Raw genomic sequence first — 13,004 nt, forward strand, 5'->3', positions numbered from 1 at the left:
AGCCACATCATCCTGAGTTCATTGGTCGATTCGCAGTTTTGGGGAAAGGTTATGCAAGGCAAGTACGTTTCTGAACAGGCATCGCGTCAGGGGAATGTGCAGCTCCTGGGTGATTTGTTGACCGTGGTGCTGGTTACCCATAACCGGCCGGCGTTCCTGCGTCGGGCGGTGAAGTTCTATAGCGCGTTGCCTTGCAAACTGCTGGTGCTGGACTCTTCCCCCGTGGCCTACGCCGAAGTCGCGCAGGGGCATGACTCGATCGAGTACCTGCACGTGCCGCAGTACGACTACTGGAAATTGCAGAACAAGTTCGCCCATGGCGTGATGAGCGTGACCACGCCGTACATGGTGTTTGCCGCCGACGACGACTTTATCGTTCACGGGGCGTTGGCCGAGGCGGTTGCGTTCCTGGAGAACAATGCCGACTACGGCATGTGCCATGGTTACTGCATGATGTACCTGTCGTTGGCGGGCAGCGTCAGCTACTACCGTCGCGACAAGAAGGTCTGTGAGGACTACGCCTCCGAGCGGGCCCAGGATCGCGTGGTGGACTATATGTACCAATACCTGCCGCCGTTCTACGCCGTCCATCGTACCGCCCTGATGCGCGACTGGCATTCGGCCTTGCCTGAAGGCACCAGTTTCCAATGGCAGGAAATCGGCCATGTCTACTACATGCTCGCCCGGGCCAAGGCGCGGATCCTGCCGATTCCCTATGTGGTCCGTGAGGTCAACTATGGCGATTCGGAACACAGCACCGAGGTCTACCACTCGCTGACCTACACCGATGCCAAGTCGGTGGCCGAACGCGAGGCCTTTGCCGAGTTCCTGGCCTCCCTGCCTACCGCGATCGAAGGGCTTGATCCGGCACAGGGCAAAGCCTTCGCCCTGGAAAGTTTCGAAGCCATGACCGACAGCTTGCGCACTGGGCGGGCACTGACCATGGAAGGGCTGTTCGAGTCCACCTGGATCAGCATCAAGGACGCACCCGTGCGGCGCTTCGGGCCCAAGCAGTACGTGGAAATGCCTTACTACAACCAGGCATTTTTCGATCAGTTGACCCAGTTCGAATTCCTGCTCCATGCGATGCCGGCCGGTCGTGTGCAACTGATGGGACTGGAGGGTGTATGGACCCGTCAGGACGCGCTGATGCGCGCGCACAACAACGACACCCCGGAAAGCGTGGCGGACCGCCTGTGGCAGGCCCAGGAGTGCAACCTGTTCAACCGGCGGGTGGTCAAGCGCCTGGCCCGGCAACTGGAGATTCTCGGCGAAGAGGAAGAGGCGCGGGATATGTTCGCCTGGGCCGAGCGCCTGGACGCCGTTTCCACCGAAGACAATCGCTCGACCTTCGAGGCGATGCTCTCGGGACGCCTGCTCGACTGGCTGAAAGCCCGTGAGCCGTCCGCCGGCGAGCTTGAGGTGATTGGCGATTACCAGATCGCGCAGGGCAGCGGTCCGGTCTTCGGCCTGCTGGTACTGGACCTGAACAACGACATCGGCAAGTTGCAGGTCACCCTCGACAGCCTGCTGGAAGGGCACAGCAAGGCCTTCCGCATCGTCGTCTTCACCACGGGCGAGCCGCAGGCGGCGACTACCCTGCAGAACACCTTGCACTTTATCCGGGTGACACCGGGCAATCTGGTCGACAAGTTGAACCAGACGATCCGCCAACTGCCCTGTGACTGGTTGCTACTGGCCGAGGCGGGGGATGAGTTCACCGCCAGTGGCCTGTTGCGCGCCAGTCTCGAACTGCGTGAGGCCGAAGGTTGCCGTGCGGTGGCCACCGATGAAATCCAGCGCGACGCCAATGGCGCGCTGATCGATGTGTTCCGTCCGAGCTTCAACCTCGACCTGCTGCAAAGCGTACCGGCGCTGATGGCCAGGCACTGGTTGATTCGCCGTGAAGTGTTGCTGGAGGTTGGCGGCTACAAGGCCGACTTCAGCAAAGCCCTGGAATTCGATCTGCTGCTGCGTCTGATCGAGCAGGGCGGCATGGCCGGACTGGCCCATCTGGACGAGCCATTGCTGATTTCCAGCGTACCGGCACTTGAAGAGAACGCCCATGAGCGCCTGGCGTTGCTGCGCCATCTGGGCACGCGGGGCTACAAGGCCCAGGTCACTTCGCAGAATCCGGGCAGCTACTTTGTCGATTATCGGCATACCGAACGCCCGCTGGTGTCGATCATTCTCCATGGCCAGGCCGACTTCGCCGAACTGGAGCGCTGCCTGAGCGCAGTGCTGCAAAAAACCCGCTACCTGAAATACGAAGTGCTGGTGGCCGATCACCCGAGCTACAGCGAAGCCCTCGCGACCTGGCTCCGAGAACAGCCTCAGGCCGGTAAAGTCAGTGTGTTGCAAGCCGACTGGTCGAGCACCTCGGCATTCTGCAACGCGGCGGCAGATCAGGCCCTGGGTGAGTACCTGGTGCTGCTCGCGCAAGACAGCGAAGTGGTCAACCCCAACTGGATCGAGTCGCTGCTCAACCAGGCCTTGCGCCCGGAAGTCGGCGTGGTCGGCGCCAAGCTCTACAGCCGTGATACCAAGGTCTCCCAGGCCGGGCTGATTCTCGGCTTGAACGGTGGTGTCGGTTCGCCTTTTGTCGGTGAAAAGACGGATGCCAGGGGCTATATGCAGCGGCTGGCGGTGGAGCAGAACTATTCGGCGGTCTCGGCGGCGTGCCTGATGGTGCGCAAGGCGTTCTTCGAGGCGGTCGGTGGCCTGGACGAAGGCGACTTCGCCGAGGCCTTCGCCGATGTCGATCTGTGTCTCAAGATCGGCCAGGTCGGCGGCCTGGTGTCGTGGACGCCGCAAGTGCAAGTGTTCCACCCGGGTCTTCTGCCCGAGGCGCCAGAGGCTCTGGCGGCCCTGCTCGAGAAGTGGGCGGTGAACTTCCAGCGCGACCCGGCCTACAACCCGCACCTGTCCCTGACAGGAAAAGGTTTCAGTCTGGGCAGTGCCAGTCCAGTGGGATGGGCGCAGTTGCTCGTTTAAGCCTGGCAGACAGTTAAAGGGACTCACGGTATGTTCAACGGCAAATCGATTTTCATCTCCGGCGGCACCGGCTCGTTCGGCCGCAACTTCATCCGTCGTCTGCTGGAGCAGTACCAGCCGCGGCGGGTGGTGGTGTTCTCGCGCGACGAGCTCAAGCAGTACGAGATGCAGCAGACGTTCAACGCGCCGTGCATGCGCTATTTTCTCGGTGATGTCCGGGATGCCGAGCGCTTGCGCCTGGCCATGCGCGGGATCGATTTTGTCGTGCATGCCGCGGCCCTGAAACAGGTGCCGGCGGCCGAGTACAACCCCACCGAGTGCATTCGCACCAACGTCAACGGGGCGGAAAATATCATTGCCGCGGCCATCGATAATGGCGTGCAGAAGGTTGTCGCCCTGTCCACCGACAAGGCGGCCAGCCCGATCAACCTCTATGGGGCCACCAAGCTGCTGTCGGACAAGTTGTTCGTCGCCGCCAACAATATCGCCGGCGAGCAGGCGACCCGCTTTGCCGTGGTGCGCTACGGCAACGTGGCCGGCTCTCGGGGTTCGGTGGTGCCGTTTTTCAACAAGCTGATTGCCGAGGGGGCCCGGGAACTGCCGATCACCGACGAGCGCATGACCCGCTTCTGGATCACCCTCGACCATGGTGTGCAGTTCGTGCTCGACAGCTTCGCGCGCATGCACGGTGGTGAAGTGTTCGTACCGAAGATCCCGTCGATCCGCATCGTCGACCTGGCGTCCGGCATGGCCGGGCATCTGCCGCACAAACACGTGGGCATTCGGCCGGGCGAGAAGCTGCATGAGTTGATGGTGCCGCTGGACGACGCGCGCATGACCCTGGAGTTCGCCGACCACTACACCATCCAGCCATCGATTCGTTTCACCAGCGTCGATGTCGATTTCGCCGTGGACGGTCTGGGAGAGCGCGGCAAGGCGGTGGATGAGGACTTCGAATACCGTTCCGATACCAACCCAGACTTCCTGAACGTGATGCAGATTGCCGATCTGCACGCCGGGCTGCCGGTATGACGCCTTATCAGATTCCTTATGGTTGCCAGAGCATCGAACAGGCCGATATCGATGCGGTGGTCGAGGTGCTCAAGTCGCCCTGGTTGACCCAGGGACCGACCATCCCGCGCTTCGAGGCGGCGTTGGCCGAACATTGCCAGGCCGATTTTGCCGTGGCGGTGTGCAATGCCACGGCGGCCTTGCATATCGCCTGCCTGGCGGCGGACCTGGGGCCGGGGGATCGCTTGTGGACCAGCCCGAATACCTTTGTCGCCTCGGCCAACTGCGCTCGCTACTGCGGCGCCGAGGTGGACTTCGTCGACATCGACCCCCTGACCTTGAATCTCGATGCCGGCCTGCTGGCGCGCAAACTTGAGGTTGCCGAGGCCAGCGGGCGGTTGCCCAAGGTGGTGGTGGCCGTGGCCTTTGCCGGCCAGAGTTGCGATATGCGCGCCATCGCCGCATTGTCCGAGCGCTATGGCTTCACGCTGATCGAGGATGCGTCCCATGCGGTCGGCGCATCCTACCTCGGGCGACCGGTGGGTTGCGGTGCCTTTGCCGCGATGACCATCTTCAGTTTCCATCCGGTGAAGATCATCACCTCGGCCGAAGGCGGCATGGTCCTGACCAATAGCCCCGAACTGGCCGAGCGCCTGCGTCGTCTGCGCAGCCATGGGATCACCGGTGATCCGGCGCAGATGAACGTTCCCGCGCAAGGGCTGTGGTACTACCAGCAACTGGAACTGGGCTTCAATTACCGGATGACCGACCTGCACGCCGCGCTGGGGCTGTCGCAAACGGCCCGGCTCGACAGCTTTGTCGCCCGTCGCCGTGAACTGGCCGGCCGCTATGACCTTTTGCTGGCCGACCTGCCGCTGCAATTGCCGGTGGCCCAGGCGGGTGCCGAGTCCGCCTGGCACCTGTACGTGGTGCGCTTGCAGCTTGAACAGATGAGGGTCAGCCAGCGCGAAGTCTTCGACGCCTTGCGCGCAGCCGGCATCGGGGTGAACCTGCATTACATTCCCGTGCACCTGCAACCCTACTACCGCGAGCAGGGCTTCAAGGACGGTGACTTCCCCGAAGCCGAGCGTTACTTCGGCGAAGCCCTCAGCCTGCCGTTGTTCCCGCTGCTCACCGAGGAGCAGCAGGACTATGTGGTCGAACAATTACGAAATCTTGTCGGTTAAACGACGCTCAATGGCCCGAGGATAAACACCCGACATGCGTGAGTTCAGCGAACAGGAAGTGTTCTGGCGTGGCGAGTTCGGCGACCAATACGTGGGTCGCAACCAGGGGCAGGCGCTGGTCGCCGCCAACCTGGCGCTGTTCGCCAAGGCCCTGGCGCGCACCGGCCGGCTCTCCAGCCTGCTGGAACTGGGCACCAACACCGGCAACAACCTGCTGGCCTTGCACCAGCTCCTGCCCGAGTGCGCCCTGCAGGGCGTGGAGATCAACGCCAAGGCCTGCGAGCAGGCCCGTGACCTGGGCATCGCCGAGATCTGGCACGGCTCGTTGTTCGATTACCCGCGCGAGCGGACCTTCGACCTGACCCTGAGCAAGGGCGTGCTGATCCACCTGGCGCCTGAGCTGCTGGCCACGGCCTATGATCAGCTATATACCCTGAGCGGACGCTATATCCTGATTGCCGAGTACTACAACCCGGTGCCGGTGGAAGTGTCCTATCGTGGTAACAGCGGCAAGTTGTTCAAGCGTGACTTTGCCGGGGAAATGCTCGATCGTTATCCGGACCTGCAACTGCTGGACTACGGCTTCAGTTACCACCGCGATCCGCAGTTTCCGACCGACGATATCAACTGGTTCCTGCTGGAAAAACGTCCTTGAGTGCGATTGCAATCATTCCGGCGCGTGGTGGCAGCAAGCGCATCCCGCGCAAGAATCTCAAGCTGTTCCATGGCGAGCCGATGATTGCCCGTTCGATTCGCCTGGCGCTCGATTCGGGGTTGTTCGAGCGGGTGATTGTCAGTACCGATGACGAGGAAATCGCTGCCCTGGCCCGGGCCCGGGGGGCACAGGTGCCGTTTATGCGTCCGGCGGCCCTGGCCGATGATTTCACCGGTACTGCCGCTGTGATCGCCCATGCGGTGGAGGCCTTGCAGCAGGCCGGATACCTGTTTGAGCATGCCTGCTGTATCTACGCCACGGCGCCGTTGTTGCAGGCGCGTTTTTTGCGCCAGGGGCTGGAGCTGCTCGAAGCCCATGCTGAAAAGTCCTTTGCGTTTTCGGTTTGCGAATTCGGTTTTCCGGTACAGCGCGCTTTGACGCTCGGCGCGGACGGCGCGCTGACGCCGCTGTATCCCGAGCATCGACAGACCCGTTCCCAGGATCTGCCCCGCGCCTTCCAGGATGCCGGGCAGTTCTACTGGGGGCGCAGCGCGGCCTGGCTGCGAGGCGACGTGCTGTTTTCGGAAAAAAGCCTGCCGGTCATCCTGCCGCGCCATCTGGTCCAGGACATCGACACCGACGAGGACTGGCGGCGCGCCGAGTACCTTTACAGCGCGTTGCTGGTTGGTGGAGAGCTGGAGCCATGAGAGTGTTGATCCGTGCCGATGCCTCGCCGGCCATTGGCAGCGGGCATGTGGCGCGCTGCCTGAGCCTCGCGCAAGTGCTGCGCAGTGGCGGCGCCGAGGTGCTGTTCGCCTGTCGGGCCTTGCCCGGCCATTCGTTGGCACGCATCGCCGAGCAGGGCTTTCAGGCCCTGGCGTTGCCGGCCGAGTACGCAGGCGAGGAGCCCGGTGCGGACATCGAGGCCCCGTTGCCGTGGCAGGCGGATATCGCCGCGCTGGGTGCCTGCCTGGTCACCGAGCCGGTCTTCGACTGGATTATCGTCGATCACTATGGCCTCGATCACGCCTGGCAAACCGCCGCTCGCCAGTGGGCGCGGCAGATTGCGGCGATCGACGACCTGAACAATCGCCAGCATGCCGTGGATCTGCTCTTCGACCAGAATTTCACCGCCGGCGACCCCGAGTACGCCCACCGCTGCTTGCGGCCCTGCCGTGAGCTCTTCGGTCCCCGTTACGCGCTGATTCGTGATGAGTTCCGCCAGGGGGCTGTGCCGATCGTCTTGCAGCCCCGGCGGGTAATGGTGAATTTTGGCGGCCTGGATGCGGCCGGCGAAACCTGGAAGGCCATGCAGGCCCTGGCGGACTTCAACGAGTTGGAAGTGGATTTTATCGCCGGCACCGCCAACCCGATGCTGGCTTCGATCCAGGCCATGGCGGTTGATCGTCCGCAGTGGCGGGTGCAGACTTTTGTCAGCGATTTCGCCGCGCTGATGGCCCGGGCCGATCTGTTTATCGGGGCCGGTGGCGGTACCAGTTGGGAACGTGCGGTCCTCGGCCTGCCGACCCTGTGCATTGCCGTGGCGGAGAATCAGCGGGCGAATGCCGAGCGGCTGGCGGCCGCCGGGGTGCATGTCTACCTGGGCAGCAGCGATGAGGTGACGGTCGACAGCCTGCGCCAGGCCATCGGTTTTGTCCTGGGCAATGTCAGTCTGCGGCGCAGCCTGGCCGCACAGTCGCGGCGTCTGGTGGATGGGCTGGGGGCGCGACGGTTTGCCGTGGCCTTGGCCGGCTCCAGTCTGGCCTTGCGGCGGGCCACGGTCGCGGATTCGCAGTTGTTGTTCGACGGCCGTAATGCCGAGTCGGTACGCCGTGCCTCGTTGAGTCCCGAGCCCATCGGCTGGGAGGCGCATCAGGCCTGGCTGGCCGCGAGCCTGCTCAACCCCGGACGCCTGCTATTGATCGCCGAGGCCGCGGATGGCCCGGTGGGCGTGCTGCGCTACGATCTGGCGGGCAGTCGCGCGGAAGTCTCGCTGTATCTGTTCCAGGGCCGCGCCGGCCTCGGTTGGGGCCGGGTGCTGCTGGCTCGTGGCGAAGCCGTCGTGGGCGAGCACTGGCCGCAGGTGACGGTGATCGACGCCCAGGTACTGCCGGATAATCCGGCTTCCATCGAATTGTTCCGTCACGGCGGCTATGTCCAGTCGGCTTGCCGTTTCGAGCGCGTGGTAAAGGATCAGCACCATGACTAGTTTCAAGATCGGCCAGCGGGTGATAGGCGCGGACGCGCCACCCTTCATCATTGCCGAGATGAGCGGCAACCATAACCAGTCGCTGGAGGTGGCGCTGCGCATTGTCGAAGCGGCGGCCAAGGCCGGTGCCCATGCGCTCAAGCTGCAAACCTATACCGCCGAGACCATGACCCTGGACCTGGACGAAGGCGAGTTCTTTATCCAGGACCCGGCCAGCCTATGGGCTGGCTCGTCGCTCTATGCCTTGTATGAAAAGGCCCATACGCCCTGGGAGTGGCACGCGCCGATCTTCGCCCGTGCCCGGGAGCTGGGCATGTTGGCGTTTTCCACGCCTTTCGATGAAACGGCGGTGGACTTTCTCGAAAGCCTCGACGTGCCGGCCTACAAGATCGCCAGCTTCGAAAACACCGACCTGCCGTTGATCCGGCGTGTGGCCGCGACCGGCAAGCCGCTGATCATTTCCACCGGCATGGCCAGTGTCGCCGAGCTGGATGAGAGCGTGCGCGCCGCCCGGGCTGCCGGTTGCAAGGACCTGGTACTGCTCAAATGCACCAGCACCTACCCGGCCAGCCCGGAAAACAGCCATGTGCGAACCATTCCTCACCTGCGCGAATTGTTCGGCTGCCAGGTCGGCTTGTCCGATCACTCCATGGGCGTGGGGGTGGCGGTAGCCGCGGTGGCCCTGGGGGCAACGGTGGTGGAGAAACATTTCACCCTGGATCGCGCTGATGGCGGGGTGGACTCGAGCTTTTCCCTGGAGCCGGCGGAACTGGCCAGCCTGGTCATCGAGACCGAACGCGCCTGGCAGGCCCTGGGCCAGGTGCACTACGGCGTCACCGAGGCGGAACGCAAGTCCCTGGTGTATCGCCGCTCGCTGTATATCACCCGTGATATGGCCGTGGGGGAAACCTTCAGCGCCGACAACCTGCGGGCGATCCGCCCCGGCCTGGGACTGGCACCCCGGCATCTCGACGCCGTGCTCGGGCGCACGGCCCGACAGGCCCTCAAGCGTGGGACGCCGCTGTCCTGGTCGCTGGTCGAATAGTGTTTTGTCGCGCTGATTCGGCAAAATAGCGTGACCTGCGAGTCATAACGCGCATCTTCACTGTATTGTATCGACCTGGAAGATGGCGCCCGGCTCATAAAGGGTCCGGTGATAGCCTTTTACTCTTCCGGCAGTCGCTCCCCCGTGGGCGGCGTCAAATCTCTGTTTGTCGGCAGCCCTTGGTCCTGGTGAACGAGGGTTTTCAGCTGTTTATTATTGGGAAGCCGTAATGATTGGCATAAAGAGCATTGCGAGCTACGTGCCTGTAGCCGGCGTGGACAATTACGCACAAGGTGCAAAATTCGAGAAGGATGAAGCCTTCATCCTCGGCAAGATCGGTTCGGCCTTCCTGCCACGCAAGGATGACGGTCAGGAAACCTCGGACCTGTGTGTCGAAGCCGTGAATGCGCTGTTCGCCCGCAATCCCGAGCTCAAGCGCGAATCCATCGACGCACTGATCGTGGTCACCCAGAACGGCGATGAGGAAGGCCTGCCGCATACCGCCGCCATCGTCCAGGACAAACTCGGCCTGCCCACCAACGTGGCGGCGTTCGATATTTCCCTGGGTTGCTCCGGTTATGTCTATGGCATCTACGCGATCAAGGGTTTCATGGAAGCGGCGGGTCTGAAGAACGGCCTGTTGGTCACCGCCGACCCGTATTCGAAGATCGTCGATCCGGAAGATCGCAACACCACCATGCTTTTCGGCGATGCGGCGACGGCCACCTGGATGGGTGAAGACGCGCCCTGGCAGTTGGGCAAGGCCAAGTTCGGCACCGACGGGTCCGGCGCGCCGCATCTGAAGGTCAGCAATGGCGTGTTTTTCATGAACGGCCGCCAGGTCTTCAACTTCGCCTTGCTCAAGGTTCCGGCGCACCTGCACGAGTTGCTGGAAGAGTCCGGCCTGCAGGCGGACGATATCGATGCGTTCTGCATTCACCAGGGCAGCGCGGCGATCGTGGATGCCGTGGCGCGGCGTTTCGAGGGCGAGCCGGAGAAGTTCATCAAGGACATGGTTGAGACCGGTAACACGGTGTCGTCGAGTATTCCGTTGTTGCTGGAGAAACATGTCCTGGACTCGACCTGGAAGCGCGTGGCCCTCAGTGGCTTTGGCGTGGGCTTGTCGTGGGGATCGGCGATTATTCATCGGCCTTGATGCCAAGGGTCGCAAAATGGCGCTCCAGGTGAGATAACCTTGAGCGCCATTTTTTTGCGCGGATGTTGAGGGCGGCGGCATGAGCGAAAGTTTCGAGCAGAATCTGCAGGTCATCGGCGACCGTTGGCCGGGTTTGCTGGCGCGGCTATTGGCCGAGGACAGCGAGTCGTTGCCGGTCGAACTGCTGGAAGGGCTGGGCTCGACCCTGAGCGTGGGTGGCATCCAGCTCACCAGTCGGCATGATCGCGTCGCCGAGGCCCGCCTGCAGGCCGCCAGTCTGCCGCCGGACAGCGACTTGCTGCACCTTTACGGCACCGGCTTGGGCGATCTGCAACAGATCCTGCTGGAGCGCCCGACCCTGAAACGCCTGTGTGTCCATGTCCTCAATGGCGCGTTGTTCAAGTTGGTGCTGGGGCTGTTGGATCAGCAATCCTGGCTGACCGATCCTCGGGTCGATCTGAGCTACGCCGCCGACCATCCCGAGATTCTCTTGCCGTTTTTTGCCCTGCCGGCCGAACTGGTGCTGGCCGATGATTGCAATGCGCGGATGCGTGATCGTCTGGTCGGCGAAGTACACCTGACCTTCAATAATCGCGAGTTCGATCCGCAGTCCGCGGTTATCGTCCAGCGTCTGCTGGACACCCGCGAGGTGTTTGGCGCGGACCGCGATGTCTCCGAGCTGTTTGCGACGCGTCCGGGCCAGCATATCTATGTGATCGGCACCGGGCCGACGCTGGAGCAGCAGTTCGCCAAGCTGCGCGCGATCAGCGAGCAGCCGGACCGGCCGTTGTTCATCAGTGTCGACACTGCCTACCGGCCTTTGCGTGAGCAGGGGATCCGGCCGGATATCGTGGTCAGCATCGACCAGCGCATCGGTTTCCGGCATTTGCCCGTCGAAGCGTCCGACGGTATTCCCCTGGTCTATATGCCGATGAGCGATCCCCAGGTGCTGCACGCCTGGAAAGGCCCGCGTTACGGCGGCTATTCCATCAGTCCGATCTATGCCTCGGTACGTGAGCGGTGTCGGCGCGGCCTGTTGTTCGTCGGCGGCAGCGTGCTGCACCCGGCGGTCGACCTGGCGGTGAAGATGGGCGCGGCGCGCATCACCCTGTTCGGCGCCGACTTCGCCTTCCCGATGAACAAGACCCATGCGGGCTGGAAGGATGGCGATCTCGGCCCGGGTGTCGAGCTGGCGCAGCACTGGGTACTGGACGGCCAGGGGCAACGGGTCAGGACGCAGTTGAACTTCCGTCGTTACCTGGTGGAGTTGGAGCGCTATATCGCCCGTCACCCGCAGGTGGCATTCCTCAACAGCAGCAGGGCAGGGGCGCAGATCGTCGGTACCGGGTTCGACCAGGAGTTTGTCCAATGAGCCGGCTGGCGCAGTGTGTCGAGGATGCCCGCGAATGCGCCGGGCTGTTTCGTCTGGGTCGTGATGTGGAGGCGGCCTTGAACATGGTCGAGGTGTTCGATGCCGCGCAGTTGGCGTTGGCGAGCGCGCCTGGGGAGGTTCGGCAGCAGTGGGCGCAACTGCTGACCCGAATGCTGGTTTGCCAGGAATCCCAGGACTGGTTGGGGCTGGCCGACTGGATGGAGTACGAACTGGTGGGGCTGCTGGAGTCGGCGGCAATTCCCTGACGTCATTTTTCCTCCTGGAACAGGGCGCCAAGCCCTTGTTTTCAAAGGGGTGGCAGGGTGATGGCAAAATTTTTGAAAAAAGCCCTCAAGCAACTTGCAATCCCGACGATAACTATTACGAAGGTTCTCTAGGCCATACCCGGCGCTTGCCAGGGCCGGAAGCCGCAGTACCCAACCAACGAGGATTTCGTCATGTCTTTGAGCGTAAATACCAACACCACTTCCCTGGGTGTCCAACAGAACCTGAACAAGGCCGCCGGTGCTCTCTCCACCGCCATGGAGCGCCTGTCTTCCGGTCTGCGAATCAACAGCGCTTCTGACGACGCCGCTGGCATGCAGATCGCTACTCGTATGACCAGCCAGATCCGTGGTCAGACCGTTGCGATCAAAAACGCCAACGACGGTATCTCCCTGGCACAGACCGCCGACGGCGCGATGGCAACCGACACCGACATTCTGCAGCGTATGCGTGAACTGGCTGTTCAAGCCCGTAACGGTACCAACAGCACCGCCGACCAGACCGCAACCAACTCTGAATTCGCCCAGATGTCGGACGAATTGACTCGTATCTCCGCGAGCACCCAGATCAACGGCAAGTTCCTGCTGAACGGTTCGGCTGGCGTAGTTACCCTGCAAGTGGGTTCCAACACCGGTACCGCCAACCAGATCAGCCTGACCCTGAGCTCCAAGTTCGACGCCGTCAGCCTGTCCGTGGACAGCGGTACTCTGGTTCTGACCGGTGCTACCAGCGCCGCCGCAGCTTCCAACATTGATAACGCGATCACCGCGATCGACGCTGCAATCGCTGCCATCGGTGCTACCCGTGCCAACCTCGGTGCTTCGCAAAACCGTCTGACCAGCACCATCGACGTACTGAACAACGTGACTCAGAACGTGACCGCTGCACAGGGTCGCGTACAAGACACCGACTTCGCCGCTGAAACCGCTGAACTGACCAAGCAACAAACCCTGCAACAGGCTTCTACCTCGGTTCTGGCTCAGGCCAACCAACTGCCTTCCGCTGTACTGAAGCTGCTTCAGTAATTTCGGAATGAGTTTTGGCGGGGGGGTGTGCTTGTCACACTCTCTCGCTTTTTCACGTTGAGAGG

At 62.5% G+C, this 13,004-nt stretch carries 11 protein-coding genes; all 11 read left to right on the top strand.

The features are described 5' to 3' along the window. Nucleotides 1-51 precede the first annotated feature (51 nt). The 11 genes from HX830_RS10775 (at nucleotide 52) to HX830_RS10825 (ending at nucleotide 12,939) form a co-directional block, all read left to right on the top strand. Complete coding sequence (locus tag HX830_RS10775; protein ID WP_177100096.1) at nucleotides 52-2,994, top strand: TIGR00180 family glycosyltransferase; 2,943 nt, start codon at nucleotides 52-54, stop codon at nucleotides 2,992-2,994. A 30-nt stretch (nucleotides 2,995-3,024) separates the two neighbouring features. Then, a complete protein-coding gene (pseB, locus tag HX830_RS10780) occupies nucleotides 3,025-4,026 on the top strand; it encodes a UDP-N-acetylglucosamine 4,6-dehydratase (inverting) (RefSeq protein WP_177100097.1) in 1,002 nt (333 codons plus the stop codon). Further along, nucleotides 4,023-5,192: a UDP-4-amino-4,6-dideoxy-N-acetyl-beta-L-altrosamine transaminase gene (gene pseC / locus HX830_RS10785; protein ID WP_177100100.1), complete on the top strand. Its 1,170-nt coding sequence runs from the start codon at nucleotides 4,023-4,025 to the stop codon at nucleotides 5,190-5,192. Before pseB ends, pseC begins: the two co-directional genes overlap by 4 nt. 34 nt (nucleotides 5,193-5,226) lie before the next feature. After that, complete coding sequence (locus HX830_RS10790) at nucleotides 5,227-5,847, top strand: pseudaminic acid biosynthesis-associated methylase (RefSeq protein WP_152738474.1); 621 nt, start codon at nucleotides 5,227-5,229, stop codon at nucleotides 5,845-5,847. After that, nucleotides 5,844-6,554, top strand: coding sequence for a pseudaminic acid cytidylyltransferase (gene pseF / locus HX830_RS10795; RefSeq protein ID WP_177100102.1), 711 nt, complete (start codon nucleotides 5,844-5,846; stop codon nucleotides 6,552-6,554). The genes HX830_RS10790 and pseF overlap by 4 nt, the downstream gene beginning before the upstream one ends. Further along, nucleotides 6,551-8,056: a UDP-2,4-diacetamido-2,4,6-trideoxy-beta-L-altropyranose hydrolase gene (pseG, locus tag HX830_RS10800; RefSeq protein ID WP_177100104.1), complete on the top strand. Its 1,506-nt coding sequence runs from the start codon at nucleotides 6,551-6,553 to the stop codon at nucleotides 8,054-8,056. Before pseF ends, pseG begins: the two co-directional genes overlap by 4 nt. Continuing rightward, complete coding sequence (pseI, locus tag HX830_RS10805; RefSeq protein WP_152738483.1) at nucleotides 8,049-9,101, top strand: pseudaminic acid synthase; 1,053 nt, start codon at nucleotides 8,049-8,051, stop codon at nucleotides 9,099-9,101. The genes pseG and pseI overlap by 8 nt, the downstream gene beginning before the upstream one ends. Before the next feature lie 229 nt (nucleotides 9,102-9,330). Then, nucleotides 9,331-10,257 (top strand): ketoacyl-ACP synthase III, encoded by a 927-nt coding sequence (locus HX830_RS10810; RefSeq protein WP_103495971.1) that lies wholly within the window; start codon nucleotides 9,331-9,333, stop codon nucleotides 10,255-10,257. Between the two features lie 79 nt (nucleotides 10,258-10,336). Further along, entirely contained in the window at nucleotides 10,337-11,629 is a 1,293-nt protein-coding gene (locus HX830_RS10815) for a motility associated factor glycosyltransferase family protein (protein WP_177100106.1), read from the top strand. Beyond that, nucleotides 11,626-11,895: a hypothetical protein gene (locus HX830_RS10820; RefSeq protein ID WP_152738491.1), complete on the top strand. Its 270-nt coding sequence runs from the start codon at nucleotides 11,626-11,628 to the stop codon at nucleotides 11,893-11,895. The genes HX830_RS10815 and HX830_RS10820 overlap by 4 nt, the downstream gene beginning before the upstream one ends. Nucleotides 11,896-12,087: 192 nt before the next feature. Next, entirely contained in the window at nucleotides 12,088-12,939 is an 852-nt protein-coding gene (locus tag HX830_RS10825) for a flagellin domain-containing protein (protein WP_177100108.1), read from the top strand. Nucleotides 12,940-13,004: the final 65 nt, after the last annotated feature.

This window comes from Pseudomonas gingeri, assembly GCF_013385425.1.
In the GTDB taxonomy this organism is placed as follows: domain Bacteria; phylum Pseudomonadota; class Gammaproteobacteria; order Pseudomonadales; family Pseudomonadaceae; genus Aquipseudomonas; species Aquipseudomonas gingeri_D.